The following is a 14,192-nucleotide window of genomic DNA, read 5'->3' on the forward strand; positions in this document are numbered from 1 at the left end:
GCGATGCCTGCGCCGCGCGCGCAGTGCCGTGGTTCACCCTGCCTGCGCGCTCAGCCCGGTGCCTGGTGCTCGTCATGACGGGACATCCCCACCCGCCTGACACCAGAGCAGACCCATGGCCACGCTGACCGCCGAGAACAACTTCAATCCCCTGGTCCAGGTCACCTGGACGGTCTTCCGGGCCACCGGCACGGCGTCGTGGTTCGAGATGGAAGACAGCGTGAAGCACCAGACCTTCCTGGGCAGCTTCACCTACCCGGACGCCACGCATGTCAAGGGCGTGGTGAACGAGATCCGCCTGTGGTCTCCGCTCGACCCGACCCAAGGCTTCACCATTTCGGGCCTGGCCGCCGACGCCGCCGCCGTGCAGACCAAGGTGGTGGCCGGCGCCGGTCTGTACAGCTACCTGCTGTCGGGCAATGACACCATCAGCGGCGGCCTGCGCCAGATGGGCTTCGCCGGCAACGACGTGATGCAACCCTCGACGAAGCTGGGCGGCATGGTCTGCGACGGCGGCGACGGCAGCGACACCGCCGAGAACGCGACCTCCACCGGCATGGCGGCCAGCCTGCTGACACAGCGCATGGGCCTGCCGGGCAGCCAGTACTACGTCACGCTGGTGAATATCGAACACCTCCGGGGCGGCTACGGCAGCGACACGCTGACGGGCAACGCGGGTGACAACCGGCTCGATGGCAACCTGGGCATTGACACCGTCAGCTACGACGGCGTGACCACTGCGGTAAACGTCAACCTGGCCACCGGCGTGGCCACCGGCCACGGCCGCGACACGCTGGTCGGCATCGAGAACATCACCGGCACCCGCCAGGCCGATGTGCTGACCGGCGACGGCCTGGGCAACGTGCTCAACGGCGGCCTGGGCGCTGACACGATGAGCGGCGGCCTGGGCAACGACACCTACATCGTCGACGCCAGCGATGTGGTCACTGAAGCGGCCAACGCCGGGATCGACACGCTGGTGGTCGCGACCGACTGGACCCTGAGCCGGCCCAACATCGAGAACCTGCAGCTGACCGGCGCCGCGCTGCGCGGCACCGGCGACGCAGGCGCCAACCGCATCACCGGCAACGACCTGGCCAACGTCCTGGATGGCAAGGCGGGTGTGGACACGTTGGTCGGCGGCAAGGGCAATGACAGCTACCTGGTGGATGTCAGCGGCGACATCGTGATCGAGGCGCTGAACGAGGGCACCGACACCGTCACCAGCCTGGTGACCCGAACGCTGGGCGCCAACCTGGAGAACCTGGTGCTGGGTGGCAGCGCGGCAATCAACGGGACGGGCAACAACCTCTCCAACAGCATCACCGGCAACGCCGCCGCCAATGTGCTGAGCGTCGGCGCCGCCGGGGGACTGGACACCCTGACCGGTGGCGGCGGCAACGACCAATACCTGCTGGGTCACGCGCATTGGACGACGGTTGTCGAGGCCGCCAATGGCGGCTACGACTCGGTGACCGTGTCATACAACTACACGCTGACGGCAAACGTCGAAGCTTTGACCCTGACAGGATCGGAAGCCATCACCGGTGTCGGCAACAGCCTGAACAATGCCATCGTTGGCAACACAGGCGCCAACACGCTGAACGGCGGCGCAGGCAACGACACGCTCAAAGGCGGCCTGGGCGCGGACGTGTACATCGTCGACAGCGTGCTGGACGTCGTGGTCGAACTGGCCGGTCAAGGCTATGACCGGATTGAGGCCAGTGCGAGCTGCGTGATGGGCGACAACATCGAGACCCTCACTCTGGTGGGAGGCGCCGGCATCAACGGCACCGGCAACGCTGCCGCCAACAGCATCACGGGCAACAGCGGCAACAACCGACTCAATGGCGGGGGCGGTGCCGACACGATGTCAGGCGGCGCCGGCAACGACACCTACGTGGTCGACAACGCCGGTGACAGGATCATGGGCGAGGACACCGCCGGGGGCGTCGACACGGTGGAAACCGGGCTGTCATGGACACTTCAACGGGGCCTGGAGAACCTGCTGTCCACGGGCTCGGCCTCAGTCTCGCTCACAGGCAACGACGTCGCCAACCGATTGACCGGCAATGCGGGCAACAACCTGATCGACGGTGGCGCGGGCAATGACACGATGACCGGTGGCGCTGGCAACGACACCTACCGCGTGAGCGGCCCGCAGGACGTGGTGGTCGAGGTCAATGGTGGCGGGACCGATACCGTGGTGGTGGTGGCCGGAGGGGACTACACACTGTCCGCCTTTGTCGAGAACCTGACCGGTTCCGGACGACTCACCGGCAATGCGCTGGCCAATCAAATCGTCGGCGGTTCCGGCAACGACACCATCAATGGTGGCGCCGGTGCGGACAGGATGGAAGGAGGATCCGGAGACGACACGTACTATGTCGACAACGTGGGTGACGTCATCATCGACGCCTGGGGCCTGAGCACCATCTGCAGCAGCATCAGCTACACCGCCGGGCCCAATATTCATGCGCTCATCAAGCTTCAGGGCAGTGCCAACCTGAACGCCACCATCGAAGCGTATTCCGGCAGCATCTGGGGAAACAGCGGCAACAACACGCTGACCTGTGCGCACGGCGGGGGAGGAGAACTGTACGGCGGGGCGGGAAACGACACCTACGTCATCGGCGCCAACATGAGGGTGTGGGAAAACGGTGGTGACGGCTATGACATCGTCCAGACCGTTGACTGCGGCTTCAACCTGGACACCTACTGCTCGATCGAGGAAATTCGGTTGGGCAATGGCAACTTTGACGCCAGAGGCAACTTGTCGAGCAACCTGCTGCTGGGAGGCTCGGGAAACAACCGTCTGGACGGTGGCGCAGGCTTGGATACGGCGTCATTCAGCAACGCCGCGTCGGGCGTCAATGTCGACATGGGCGCCGGGACGGCCGTGGGTTTTGGCAACGACACGCTGGTGAACATTGAGGCCGTGATTGGTTCGGCCTGGGCCGACACCTTGCGCGGCGGCGACGGTGCCGACACACTGACCGGCGGCGCCGGCGCCGACACCTTCGTGGTCGACAACCTGTTGGCGGCCGACCTGATCACCGACTTTTCAGGCGGCCAGGACCTGCTGCAGTTCGTGCAGGCAGGCTGGTCGATCGGCAATGGCGATGCCGTGGTCGATGGCGGTGTGGCGATCAGCGGGCCCGGCGGCTTTTCGGCGGCGGCCGAACTGGTGGTGGTCGATACCGCCATCACCGGCGACCTCACCGCCACCGCGGCGGCGGCCGCGATCGGATCGGCCACCGAGGACTACACCGTCGGCCAGACCGCCCTGTTCGTGGTGCACAACGCCAACGAGGCGGCGGTGTTCCTGTTCACCTCCGGCGGCACCAATCCCATCGTCGACGCCGCGGAACTGACCCGCCTGTGCACGCTGGACCACGGGCTGGTCAACCTGAACAACATCGGCTTCATCACCGGCTGAGCACCGGTTCAGCGGCACCGCCCGACCCGGCCCCCAGGCCAGGCGGGCTGGGGCTTAGCTGGCCGATGCAGCCGACGCGGCCACCGGCGCAGCCGCCGGCTCACTGGCCGCGGCGCTGGCCGGCGCACTGGCGGCCTCAGGCGCATGCACGGCCTCGGAGCCGTGCTTCTCGCCGCTCATGTCGAGCTTGTCGCCGCCCTTCATGATGATGAACATGGCCAGGCCGGCAAAGACGATGAAGCCGAGGGCGATCTTCCACATGGTGTTGAGTCTCCTGAGGGAACAAGGGGGAATGAAGGCATTGTGGGGGCCGCGACTGACGCGACCCCTTCACTGAAAGGACAAGGCCCGCCGGGCGGCGGGCCTTGGGGCGCCGGGGCCCGGACTGCCAGGCAGCCCGGCCCGGTCACGGGGCTCAGTCGCCCGCGTAGATGTCGACGTCCTTGGTCTCCTTGACGAACAGCATGCCGATGACGAAGGTCATCGTGGCGATGATGATCGGGTACCACAGGCCGTTGTACATGTTGCCGGTCTGCGCCACGATCGCGAAGGCGGTGGTGGGCAGCAGGCCGCCGAACCAGCCGTTGCCGATGTGGTACGGCAGGCTCATCGAGGTGTAGCGGATGCGGGTGGGGAACATCTCGACCAGCATCGCGGCGATCGGGCCGTAGACCATGGTGACGTAGATCACCAGGATGGTCAGGATGCCGACGATCTTCACCTTGTCGAGCTTGGCCGGGTCGGCCTTGGTCGGGTAGCCGGCGGCCTTCAGCGCGGCCGACAGGCCGGCCTTCATCGCGGCGTCCTTGGCCTTGACTGTGGCCGCCTTGGCGTCCTTCTCGAAGCCGGCGACGGCCTCGGTGGCCTTCTTGATGTCCTCTTCCTTGCCGCCGGCGGCCTTCAGGTCCTCCAGCTTCTTGGTGGCGGCAGCCTTGGCGGCGGCGATGTCCTCGTCGCTGACCTTGGCGGCGTTGTAGCTGCTGACCACGGTGTCGCCCACCTTGATCACGGCGGTCGTGCCAGCCGGCGCGGCCACGTTCTCGTAGCTCACCGAACCCGCGGCCAGCTGCTGCTTGGCGATGTCGCAGGAGCTGGTGAACTTGACGGTGCCGGTCGGGTTGAACTGGAACGAGCACTCGGCCGGATCGGCTTCCACCACCACCTTGTTCGCGGCCTGGGCCTTGGCGAGGTCGGGGTTGGCGGCCTCGGTCAGCGCCTTGAACAGCGGGAAGTAGGTCAGCGCGGCGATCAGGCAGCCGGCCATGATGATCGGCTTGCGGCCGATCTTGTCCGACAGCGTGCCGAAGACCACGAAGAAGGGCGTGCCGATGATCAGCGACGCGGCCACCAGGATGTTGGCGGTGGCGCCGTCAACCTTCAGGGCCTGGGTCAGGAAGAACAGGGCGTAGAACTGGCCCGTGTACCAGACCACGGCCTGGCCGGCGGTCAGGCCGATCAGCGCCAGGATCACGATCTTCAGGTTCTTCCACTGGCCGAAGGACTCGGTCAGCGGCGCCTTGGAGGTCTTGCCCTCTTCCTTCATCTTCTTGAAGGCGGGCGACTCGTTCATGCTCAGGCGGATCCACACCGAGATGCCCAGCAGCACGATCGAGACGATGAACGGCACGCGCCAGCCCCACTGGGCGAAGGCTTCCTCACCGGTGAAGGTGCGGGTGCCCAGGATCACCATCAGCGACAGGAACAGGCCCAGGGTCGCGGTGGTCTGGATCCAGGCGGTGTAGGCGCCGCGCTTGCCGTGCGGCGAGTGCTCGGCCACATAGGTGGCGGCGCCACCGTACTCACCGCCCAGGGCCAGGCCCTGCAGCAGGCGCAGCACGATCAGGATCACCGGGGCGGCGACGCCGATCGAGGCGTAGTTGGGCAGGATGCCGACGATGAAGGTCGACAGGCCCATGATCAGGATGGTCACCAGGAAGGTGTACTTGCGACCGATCATGTCGCCCAGGCGGCCGAACACCAGCGCACCGAAGGGGCGCACGATGAAGCCCGCGGCGAAGGCCAGCAGCGCGAAGATGAAGGCCGAGGTCGGGTCCAGACCCGCGAAGAACTGCTTCGCGATGATCGCCGCGAGCGAGCCGTAGAGGTAGAAGTCGTACCACTCGAACACCGTACCCAACGACGAGCCGAAGATGACCTTCTTCTCCTCGGCGGTCATGGGCGCATTGGACGCCGTTGCCATATGTTGTCTCCTGTTGATGCGGGCGGACCACCACACTGACCGTGGCCCGTGGAAGGCGACTGTGTTCAGGGTCGCTGACCGCGATCTGACGCGAGGCTGAACGAAACCTGACAAAGTCAGGAGCAACCCGGACGCGCCGTTTCGCACGGTGAGATGGTGACCGGGTGTACGGGAAAATCCCGACGATCGCAGTCAGGTTCAACCGGGGCGATCACGTGCGCTGCAGGCTGGGTCAATGGCCGGCGAGCGCGGCCATCGTCGGCCTCAGACGGGCGACAGCTGCGGCGCGCAGAATCGCCCGCTCCCGCATCGACGAGCCGCCCGACATGAACACCCACGCCACCCTCATCATGGCCATCCCTGCGGGCGTGGCGGTGGCCGGCGGCGCGCTGGCCGCGCTCTGGCGTCCGTCGCATCAGCTGCGCAGCCTGATCCAGCATTTCGCGGCGGGGGTGATCCTGGCGGCGCTGGCGGTGGAGCTGCTGCCCGACATCGGCAAGGAGCACGCCACCAAGGCGGTGGTGCTGGGCGCGTTTGCCGCCGGCAGCCTGTTCATGTATGCGCTCAACCTGTGGACCGAGCGGCTGGAGCAGGCCGCCCAGGGCGCGGCCGTGGGCCTGCTGGTGGCGACCTTTGTCGATGTGGCCACCGACGGCTTCATCATCGGCGCAGGCTTCGCTGCCGGCGGCGAGACCGGCACCGTGCTGGCGCTGGGGCTGTCGGTGGAGCTGCTGTTCCTGGGGCTGGCGGTCACCTCGGAGCGCATCGCCGGGTGGCGCATCGTGGCCGTGACGGCGGCCCTGGGGCTCACCGTGATGGGCTGTGCGGTGCTGGGCAGCGCGCTGCTGGCCGGGGCCTCGCCGGCCCTGCTGGCGGGCACCTTGTCATTCAGCGCCGCGGCGCTGCTCTACCTGGTGACCGAGGAGCTGCTGATGGAGGCCCATGAGGTGGAGGAAAAGCCGATCGCCACGCTGGTGCTGTTCGGCGGCTTCCTCACCTTCTGGGGCATCCAGCTGATGGGGCATTGAAGGCGGCGCGTGGCCAGCACGCGCCGCAGCGACGCGCGTCAGGTCGCCTTGCAGGCGGTCGGGCGCCACTTGTTCGGCACGGTGGTGCCGGTCACGCATTCCCAGGTGGTGCCGTTGTCCGCCGACTTGAAGACCACCACGTAGGTCTTGGCCTGGCCTTCCTGCATGCTGTACTGGATGGCGATGTTCGGCAGGGTGCCGGTGACCGAGTCGAACTTCGAGTAGCGGCCCTTCAGGGTGGCGCTCAGTTCGGTCGGGCCCGGGCTGGCCGGCGGCGCCACATAGGCGGAGGGCAGCGTGTTGCGGTCGATCACGTAGTCGGTCAGTGGCTGCTTCAGCCCGCCGCCCAGCTCCACCGCCTCCGCCACCTGGGCGCGGGTGGTGTAGTCGTTGTAGGCGGGCAGCGCGACGGCGGCCAGGATGCCGATGATCGCCACGACGATCATCAGTTCGATCAGAGTAAAACCTTGGTGGACTCGTTGCATGGAGGTGCTCATGGTGGTTGGGTAATGCCAGGGAGCCGTTGATCGGCCCCGTCCTCCTGTTGCGAATCGCGTGCCCGGTCCCGGGACGGCCGTTCGGGCCGCGCGCACCGCTGTGACTGACCACGCGTGTCAACTGGATGCGACCAAAGCTGTCAGATGGGCACACCCTGTGACAGGTTTGGTCGGTCCGCGCGTTACCGCGTGAGGGCCTGCGCGCCACAGGGCGCGCGCTGTGGCGCCACGCCCCTCAGCCGGCGGCCAGCAGGTCCTCGCGCAGCATCGGCAAGGCGTCGACACCCCAGTAGAGGCGCCCGTCGACCTCCACCGTCGGCACGCCGAACAGGCCGCGGGCCACCGCCTGGTCGGTCAGTGCGCGCAGCTCGGCCTTGACCTCGTCGCCTTGCGGGTCGCGCAGCGGCTCAAGGTCGGCCTGCAGCGCCTGCAGGCGATGCGGGTCGTTCGGATCGGCGCCGTCGGCACACCAGGCATGGCGGAACAAGGCCTCGACGATGCGCCGCCCCGGCATCTGGCCGGCCGGCACGCACGCCAGGCCCAGGCGCAGCAGCGCCAGCGGGTTGAACGGATGGGGCTGCGGCAGTTGCAGCGGCACGCCCAGCTGGCGCGCCAGCCAGTCGACCTGGCGGTAGGTCCATTCGCGCTTGCCCGGGATCTCGGCCGGGCCCTTGTGCCCATGGGCCTTCAGCAGGCCGGCGAACAGCACCGGGCGGTAGGCCACCGCATGGCTGATGCCTTCCATCGCCTGGGGCAGCCGCTCGAAGGCCAGCCAGGCGTAGGGCGAGACCACGTCGTAGTGGAAGACCAGCGACTTCACGCGCGGGCGCTCATTCGTTGTGCACGCGGGCGCGGCGGCCGGGCAGCAGCATCCAGACGTCCATGCGCTGCTCGTCGGTCATCGTCGACCACGCCGCGATCTCCTGCAGCGTGCGGTGGCAGCCCTGGCACCAGCCGGTGTCGGGGTCGGTGCGGCAGATGCTGATGCACGGCGAAGGCACGCCGCCGGCCGGGCTGTGCGAGGTCTGCGGGGCCACGGGGTCGGTCATGGAGGGTCTCCTGGGTCAGCGGGCCTGCACGACATCGGCCACCGGCGCCGCGGTCAGGCGCGCCAGGTCGGCGAAGCTCAGGCGGAAGACGCCATTGGGGTGTCCGGCTGCGGCCCAGATCTCGTCGAAGCGGGCCAGGTCGGCGTCGATCAGCGTCACCGGCTCGGTGGCGTGGCCGATCGGGGAGACACCGCCGATCGAGTAGCCGGTGCGGGCCTTGACGAAATCGGCGTCGGCACGGCCGATGGCCCCGACCAGCGCCGCCACCTTCTTCTCGTCCACGCGCCGGTCACCGGAGGTGATGACCAGCACCGCGGCCTCATCGGACTTGCGCCGGAAGATCACGCTCTTGGCGATCTGCCCGACCGTCACGCCCAGCGCGTCGGCCGCCTCCTGGGCGGTACGCGCGGGCACGCTCAGCCACTGCGGGGCATGCGGGTGCCCGCGCTCGGCCAGCAACCGGGTGACGGCGGCAAAGGCCTGGTGCGGGGCGTCTTGCAGGGAGGTGTCGTCGGCCATGGCGGCGATTGTCGCCAAGTTCGCCACACCCCTGTTTCAGGCGGTGGCGATGGCGCCGCGGCGCAGCTGGTCGCGCTCCAGGCTCTCGAACAGGGCCTTGAAGTTGCCTTCGCCAAAGCCCTCGTCGTTCTTGCGCTGGATGAACTCGAAGAACACCGGGCCCAGCAGCGGCTGGCTGAAGATCTGCAGCAGCAGGCGCTTGTCGCCGCCAGCGGTGGAGCCGTCGACCAGGATGCCGCGGGTCTTGAGCTCGGGCACCGGCTCGCCGTGGCCGGGCAAGCGCTCCTCGAGCATCTCGTAGTAGACGTTGTTGGGCGCGGTCATCAGCGGGATGCCGGCCAGCTGCAGCTTGTCGACGGCGGCGATCAGGTCGTCGCACAGCAGCGCCACGTGCTGGATGCCCTCGCCGTTGAACTGCATCAGGAACTCCTCGATCTGGCCGCCGCCCTGCTTGGCTTCCTCGTTGAGCGGGATGCGGATCAGGCCATCGGGCGCGGTCATCGCGCGGCTGGTCAGGCCGGTGTACTCGCCCTGGATGTCGAAGTAGCGGATCTCGCGAAAGCCGAACAACTTCTCGTAGAACGCGCCCCAGTGGGCCATGCGGCCGCGGTAGACGTTGTGCGTCAGGTGGTCGACCACCTTGAAGCCGTGGCCTTCGGGGTGGCGGTTCGCCGGGTCGGCGAAGGCGGGCAGGAATTCGAAGTCGATGTCGTAGATGCTCTTGCCGTCTTCGAAGCGGTCGATCAGGTACAGCGGCGCACCGCCGATGCCCTTGACCGCCGGCAGGCGCAGCTCCATCGGGCCGGTGGGAATCTCGATCGGCTGCGCACCGCGCTCCAGCGCCAGCGCATAGGCCTTGTGCGCGTCCTTGACGCGGAAGGCCAGGCCGCAGGCTGACGGGCCGTGCTCGGCGGCGAAGTAGGCCGCCTGGCTCCGGGGCTCGCGGTTGACGATGAAGTTGATGCCGCCCTGGCGGTACAGCAGCACGTCCTTCGAGCGGTGCCGGGCGACGAGCGAGAAGCCCATCGCCTCGAACAGCGGCTCCAGGACATTCGGGGTGGGGGATGCGAACTCGACGAACTCGAACCCCATCAGGCCCATGGGGTTGTCAAACAGATCAGCCATGTGCGGCTCCTGCAGAAAGAAACGATGAACACAGGCTCCGGGCGCGGCAGGCGGCCAGGCCGGGGGCAATCAGCGCGTTTCGCAGGTTCCAGGCGGCGAGCAGGGCACGCCCCGCACGCTGCGTGCGAGGTGATCGCCGATCACACCCTGGAAGACGGAGGTCGTCATGGGGGCGCATCGTAGCCGTCGGGCCCCGCAGGCGCCAGTGGCGAAACTGCTTAACCCCAATCAAGGGTATTCCCGGAGGGTTCTGACTTGCGTCAAGCCACGCCGGAAATTACATTGACCGACCGGTCGGTCGAATAACTCGATCCGGCCCTCACCGGAGATCCCCCGCATGTACACCCAAGCCATGGACACCATGGGCAAGGACGGCGAAAGCGCCGCCGGCAAGCCCGTGCGCTCGGCCGAGGAGATGCACCTGGAACAGCGCTTCGAGGCCCGCATCGACGACGGCGGCTTCATCGAAGCCAAGGACTGGATGCCCGAGCACTACCGCAAGACGCTCACCCGCCAGATCAGCCAGCACGCGCACAGCGAGATCGTCGGCATGCTGCCCGAGGGCAACTGGGTGACCCGCGCGCCGACGCTCAAGCGCAAGGCCATCCTGCTGGCCAAGATCCAGGACGAGGGCGGCCACGGCCTGTACCTGTACGCCGCGGCCGAGACCCTGGGCACCAGCCGCGACCAGCTGCTGGGCGCGCTGCACAGCGGCAAGGCCAAGTACAGCTCGATCTTCAACTACCCGACGCTGACCTGGGCCGACGTGGGCGTGATCGGCTGGCTGGTCGACGGCGCGGCGATCATGAACCAGGTGCCGCTGTGCCGCTGCTCCTACGCGCCCTATGCGCGGGCGATGGTGCGCATCTGCCGCGAGGAGAGCTTCCACCAGCGCCAGGGCTATGACGCGCTGCTGGTGATGATGCAGCAGGGCACGCCCGAGCAGAAGGCGATGGTGCAGGACGCGGTGAACCGCTGGTGGTGGCCCTGCCTGATGATGTTCGGTCCGCCCGACGCCGAGAGCGTGCACAGCGTGCAGAGCATGCGCTGGGGCATCAAGCGCATCAGCAACGACGACCTGCGCCAGAAGTTCGTCGACGCCACCGTGCAGCAGGCCGAGGTGCTGGGCGTGACGCTGCCCGACCCCGAACTGAAGTGGAACGAACAACGCGGCCACTGGGACTTCGGCACCATCGACTGGGACGAGTTCTGGCGCGTGGTGGGCGGCGACGGCCCCTGCAACCGCGAGCGCCTGGGCATGCGCGTGAAGGCCTGGAACGACGGGGCCTGGGTGCGCGAAGCCGCCCTCGCCCACGCCCGCAAGCAAGCAACCAAGCAGGAGGCCGCATGAGCGCCGACAACACATCGAAGGAATGGCCTCTGTGGGAGGTGTTCGTCCGCAGCAAGGCGGGCCTGGACCACAAGCACTGCGGCAGCCTGCACGCAGCCGATGCGGCCATGGCCATCCAGATGGCGCGCGACGTCTACACCCGGCGCCAGGAAGGCACCAGCGTGTGGGTGGTGCTGTCCAGCCAGATCGTCGCCAGCGACCCGGGCGACAAGGACATGTTCTTCGACCCGATGGAGGACAAGGTCTACCGGCATCCGACCTTCTACAAGCTGCCCGCCAGTGTCGACCACATGTAAGGCCATGACTGCCCCTTCCGTCACCCCCAGCCGCGCCCCCGCGGTGCGCTACCTGCTGCGCCTGGCCGACCTGTGCCTGATCCACGCCCAGCGCCTGGGCGAGTGGTGCGGCCACGCGCCCATCCTCGAAGAGGACATCGCGCTGACCAACCTGTCGCTGGACCTGATCGGCCAGGCCCGCGCGCTCTACACCCATGCCGGCCGGCTGGGCGCCGCCGACACCGGCGGCCAGGCGCTGGACGAGGACCAGCTCGCCTTCCTGCGCGAGGAGCGCGACTACCTGAACCCCACGCTGGTCGAGTTGCCGCACAGCGCCGACGGCAGCCCGCGCGGTGAGCGCGACTTCGCCATCACCACGCTGCGCAACGCACTGGTCGCCACCTGGCTGCGCCTGGCCTGGGAGCGGCTGATGAACTCCTCGGATGAGGAAGTCGCCGCGATCGCCGCCAAGGCGGTGAAGGAAGCGCGCTACCACCAGCAGCACTCGGCCGACTGGGTGGTGCGCCTGGGCGACGGCACGCCGGAATCGGCGCGCCGCATGCAGAACGCGGTGGAGCAGCTCTGGCGTTTCGTGCCCGAGCTGTTCGAGGACGACGAGGTCGACGCCCACGCCGCCGCCAGCGGCCTGGGCCCGGCCGCCTCGTCACTGAAGGAAGCCTTCGACGCCGAGATCGCCGAGCTGCTGGCCGAGGCGCAGCTGAAGGCGCCCGCCGACAGCGTGTTCCGCAGCACTGGCCGGCGCGGCGTGCACAGCGAGCACCTGGGCTTCATCCTGGCCGAGATGCAGCACCTGCAACGCGCCTATCCCGGGGGCGCGTGGTGACGGTTGACCCCTCGCCCGGCGGGTACACCGGTCGGTCCTGCGGACCGCGCCCTCACGTCCGGTCGGGCTCCTCGTCAGGCGATGACTGTCCCCCGGACAGCCATCGTCCGGCCTCGGCCCCCGAGGGGATGACGCCGGGCTTGGGGCGGCCCGGCGCTCCGGCGTCGTCCGCGTCCGAGACCGCTGAGCGCATCCAGCAAGCCTGGACCGTGCTCCAGCAGGTCCCTGACCCGGAGGTTCCCGCGATTTCGGTGTGCGAACTGGGCATCGTGCGCGCGGTTCAGGAGGCCACGGACGGCACGCTGGAGGTGGTGCTCACGCCCACCTACTCGGGCTGCCCAGCCACCGAGGTGATCGAGCGCAGCGTGCTGGATGCGCTGGCCGCCGCGCAGCTGGGCCCGGCGCGCGCACTCACCCGCCGCCACCCCGCCTGGACCACCGACTGGATCAGCGACGAAGGCCGGCGCAAGCTGCGCGAGTACGGCATCGCGCCGCCGGGCTGCACCACGGCGGCCGACACCGCGCCGATCCGCATCGTGCGCCGCCAGCGTGAGCCGGCCGTGCCCTGCCCGCGCTGCGACAGCGCACAGACCGAGCGCCTCTCCGCCTTCGGCTCCACCGCCTGCAAGGCGCTGTACCGCTGCCTGGCCTGTCGCGAACCCTTCGAGCACTTCAAGCCGATCTGAACCTGGAATCTCTCCGATGAGCACACCGCTGTTCCATTCGCTGCGCGTGCGCGCGATCGAGCCCGACACCGCAGAAGCGGTGGTCGTCAGCTTCGACGTGCCGCCCGAGCTGCGCGAGACCTTCGCCTTCACCCAGGGCCAGTACCTGACGCTGCGCGCCACCGTCGACGGCGAGGACCTGCGCCGCTCGTACTCGATCTGCGCCGGTGTCGACGACGGTGAGCTGCGCGTGGGCGTTCGCCAGGTGAAGGGTGGCCGCTTCTCGAACTGGGTCAACCAGCAGCTCAAGGTGGGTGACCCGGTGCAGGTGATGGCGCCGCAGGGCCGCTTCTTCGTGCAACTGCAGCCCCAGGCGCGCCGGCACTTTGTGGGTATCGCCGGTGGCAGTGGCATCACGCCGATCCTGTCGATCATGAAGACGGTGCTGGCGCGCGAGCCGCTGAGCCGCTTCACGCTGCTGTATGCGAACCGCGCGCTGGCCTCGACGATGTTCAAGGAAGAGATCGAGGACCTGAAGAACCAGTACCTCACGCGCGTGGTGCTGCACCATGTGTTCTCCGACGAGCCCACCGAATCGCCGATCAACCACGGCCTGATGAACCGCGACAAGCTCGCCGAGTTCCTGAGCACGCTGGTGCCCGCCGCCACGATCGACCACGCCTTCGTCTGCGGCCCCTTCCAGATGAACGACGAGGCCGAGGCCGCGCTGAAGGCCGCCGGCGTGCCGGCCGAGGGCATCCATATCGAGCGCTTCGGCGTGCCGCAGGACAAGAAGGTGGACGCCATCGTCCACCAGGCCCAGCCCGGCGACGCCGAGCAGGCCCGCGTCACCATCGTGCGCGATGGCCTCAAGCGCGAGATCGCCTTCCACAAGGACCAGCCCAGCATCCTGGACGCCGCCAGCGCCGCCGGCCTGGAGGTGCCGTTCTCGTGCACGTCTGGCGTCTGCGGTACCTGCCGCGCCAAGGTGCTGGAGGGCCAGGTGCGCATGGAGCGCAACTTCGCGCTGGAAGCCGCCGACGTGGCTGCCGGTTTCGTGCTGTGCTGCCAGGCGCACCCGCTCACGGAACGTGTCCTGCTGAGCTTCGACGAGAAATGACGGCACCCGGCGCCGGAGTACCGGCGCCACCCTCCGAGAGGGTGCCGAGGCCGCTTGGGAGCGGCCCGGCGCTGGCCTCG

At 68.2% G+C, this 14,192-nt stretch carries 14 protein-coding genes; 7 read left to right on the top strand and 7 right to left on the bottom strand.

The features are described from left to right. Positions 1-115: 115 nt before the first annotated feature. Complete coding sequence (locus tag KAK03_RS21750) at positions 116-3,439, top strand: beta strand repeat-containing protein (RefSeq protein ID WP_210856779.1); 3,324 nt, start codon at positions 116-118, stop codon at positions 3,437-3,439. Between the two features lie 54 nt (positions 3,440-3,493). Here the strand turns inward: KAK03_RS21750 and KAK03_RS21755 are convergent, their stop codons facing one another. Beyond that, on the bottom strand, positions 3,494-3,700 hold the full coding sequence (locus tag KAK03_RS21755) for a hypothetical protein (protein WP_210856780.1): 207 nt from the start codon (positions 3,698-3,700) through the stop codon (positions 3,494-3,496). A gap of 154 nt (positions 3,701-3,854) precedes the next feature. After that, positions 3,855-5,639 carry an MFS transporter gene (locus KAK03_RS21760; protein WP_210856781.1) on the bottom strand — a complete coding sequence of 595 codons (1,785 nt, stop codon included), beginning with the start codon at positions 5,637-5,639 and terminating at the stop codon, positions 3,855-3,857. 326 nt (positions 5,640-5,965) lie between these two features. Here KAK03_RS21760 and KAK03_RS21765 point away from each other — a divergent pair, with 326 nt between their 5' ends. Continuing rightward, positions 5,966-6,667, top strand: coding sequence for a ZIP family metal transporter (locus KAK03_RS21765; RefSeq protein ID WP_210802022.1), 702 nt, complete (start codon positions 5,966-5,968; stop codon positions 6,665-6,667). A 38-nt stretch (positions 6,668-6,705) separates the two neighbouring features. On the opposite strand, the gene KAK03_RS25150 is transcribed toward KAK03_RS21765, so the two are convergent. The 5 genes from KAK03_RS25150 to hppD form a co-directional block, all read right to left on the bottom strand. Next, on the bottom strand, positions 6,706-7,152 hold the full coding sequence (locus KAK03_RS25150; protein WP_310738700.1) for a pilin: 447 nt from the start codon (positions 7,150-7,152) through the stop codon (positions 6,706-6,708). Between the two features lie 247 nt (positions 7,153-7,399). Further along, positions 7,400-7,984, bottom strand: a complete 585-nt coding sequence (locus KAK03_RS21775) for a 2-hydroxychromene-2-carboxylate isomerase (RefSeq protein WP_210802020.1) — start codon at positions 7,982-7,984, stop codon at positions 7,400-7,402. A 10-nt stretch (positions 7,985-7,994) separates the two neighbouring features. Next, the gene (locus tag KAK03_RS21780; RefSeq protein ID WP_210802018.1) at positions 7,995-8,213 is read right to left on the bottom strand and encodes a DUF1289 domain-containing protein; all 219 of its coding nucleotides are present in this window, start codon (positions 8,211-8,213) and stop codon (positions 7,995-7,997) included. A 15-nt stretch (positions 8,214-8,228) separates the two neighbouring features. Next, positions 8,229-8,732 (bottom strand): YbaK/EbsC family protein, encoded by a 504-nt coding sequence (locus tag KAK03_RS21785; RefSeq protein ID WP_210802016.1) that lies wholly within the window; start codon positions 8,730-8,732, stop codon positions 8,229-8,231. 36 nt (positions 8,733-8,768) lie between these two features. After that, positions 8,769-9,857, bottom strand: coding sequence for a 4-hydroxyphenylpyruvate dioxygenase (gene hppD / locus KAK03_RS21790; RefSeq protein WP_210802014.1), 1,089 nt, complete (start codon positions 9,855-9,857; stop codon positions 8,769-8,771). A 337-nt stretch (positions 9,858-10,194) separates the two neighbouring features. Between hppD and paaA the strand changes: the two genes are divergently transcribed. The 5 genes from paaA to paaE all read left to right on the top strand — a co-directional run bounded on the left by paaA (position 10,195) and on the right by paaE (position 14,112). After that, positions 10,195-11,208, top strand: coding sequence for a 1,2-phenylacetyl-CoA epoxidase subunit PaaA (gene paaA / locus KAK03_RS21795; RefSeq protein ID WP_210802012.1), 1,014 nt, complete (start codon positions 10,195-10,197; stop codon positions 11,206-11,208). Next, the gene (paaB, locus tag KAK03_RS21800; protein ID WP_210802010.1) at positions 11,205-11,504 is read left to right on the top strand and encodes a 1,2-phenylacetyl-CoA epoxidase subunit PaaB; all 300 of its coding nucleotides are present in this window, start codon (positions 11,205-11,207) and stop codon (positions 11,502-11,504) included. The genes paaA and paaB overlap by 4 nt, the downstream gene beginning before the upstream one ends. A gap of 4 nt (positions 11,505-11,508) precedes the next feature. Next, positions 11,509-12,327 carry a 1,2-phenylacetyl-CoA epoxidase subunit PaaC gene (gene paaC, locus KAK03_RS21805; RefSeq protein ID WP_210856782.1) on the top strand — a complete coding sequence of 273 codons (819 nt, stop codon included), beginning with the start codon at positions 11,509-11,511 and terminating at the stop codon, positions 12,325-12,327. Between the two features lie 128 nt (positions 12,328-12,455). Then, positions 12,456-13,013 (top strand): 1,2-phenylacetyl-CoA epoxidase subunit PaaD, encoded by a 558-nt coding sequence (gene paaD / locus KAK03_RS21810; protein WP_210856783.1) that lies wholly within the window; start codon positions 12,456-12,458, stop codon positions 13,011-13,013. A gap of 16 nt (positions 13,014-13,029) precedes the next feature. Continuing rightward, positions 13,030-14,112 (top strand): 1,2-phenylacetyl-CoA epoxidase subunit PaaE, encoded by a 1,083-nt coding sequence (paaE, locus tag KAK03_RS21815; RefSeq protein ID WP_210856784.1) that lies wholly within the window; start codon positions 13,030-13,032, stop codon positions 14,110-14,112. Positions 14,113-14,192: the final 80 nt, after the last annotated feature.

This window comes from Ideonella alba (assembly GCF_018069845.1).
GTDB classification, from domain to species: domain Bacteria; phylum Pseudomonadota; class Gammaproteobacteria; order Burkholderiales; family Burkholderiaceae_C; genus Ideonella; species Ideonella alba.

Bases quoted from the DNA above. Each gene is read 5' to 3' on its own strand.
- paaB (WP_210802010.1), top strand. From the start codon at position 11,205: ATGAGCGCCGACAACACATCGAAGGAATGGCCTCTGTGGGAGGTGTTC.
- paaA (WP_210802012.1), top strand. From the start codon at position 10,195: ATGTACACCCAAGCCATGGACACCATGGGCAAGGACGGCGAAAGCGCC.
- KAK03_RS21760 (WP_210856781.1), bottom strand. From the start codon at position 5,639: ATGGCAACGGCGTCCAATGCGCCCATGACCGCCGAGGAGAAGAAGGTC.
- KAK03_RS21785 (WP_210802016.1), bottom strand. From the start codon at position 8,732: ATGGCCGACGACACCTCCCTGCAAGACGCCCCGCACCAGGCCTTTGCC.
- paaD (WP_210856783.1), top strand. From the start codon at position 12,456: ATGACGCCGGGCTTGGGGCGGCCCGGCGCTCCGGCGTCGTCCGCGTCC.
- paaC (WP_210856782.1), top strand. From the start codon at position 11,509: ATGACTGCCCCTTCCGTCACCCCCAGCCGCGCCCCCGCGGTGCGCTAC.
- hppD (WP_210802014.1), bottom strand. From the start codon at position 9,857: ATGGCTGATCTGTTTGACAACCCCATGGGCCTGATGGGGTTCGAGTTC.
- KAK03_RS21750 (WP_210856779.1), top strand. From the start codon at position 116: ATGGCCACGCTGACCGCCGAGAACAACTTCAATCCCCTGGTCCAGGTC.
- KAK03_RS21780 (WP_210802018.1), bottom strand. From the start codon at position 8,213: ATGACCGACCCCGTGGCCCCGCAGACCTCGCACAGCCCGGCCGGCGGC.
- KAK03_RS21755 (WP_210856780.1), bottom strand. From the start codon at position 3,700: ATGTGGAAGATCGCCCTCGGCTTCATCGTCTTTGCCGGCCTGGCCATG.
- KAK03_RS25150 (WP_310738700.1), bottom strand. From the start codon at position 7,152: ATGCAACGAGTCCACCAAGGTTTTACTCTGATCGAACTGATGATCGTC.
- paaE (WP_210856784.1), top strand. From the start codon at position 13,030: ATGAGCACACCGCTGTTCCATTCGCTGCGCGTGCGCGCGATCGAGCCC.
- KAK03_RS21765 (WP_210802022.1), top strand. From the start codon at position 5,966: ATGAACACCCACGCCACCCTCATCATGGCCATCCCTGCGGGCGTGGCG.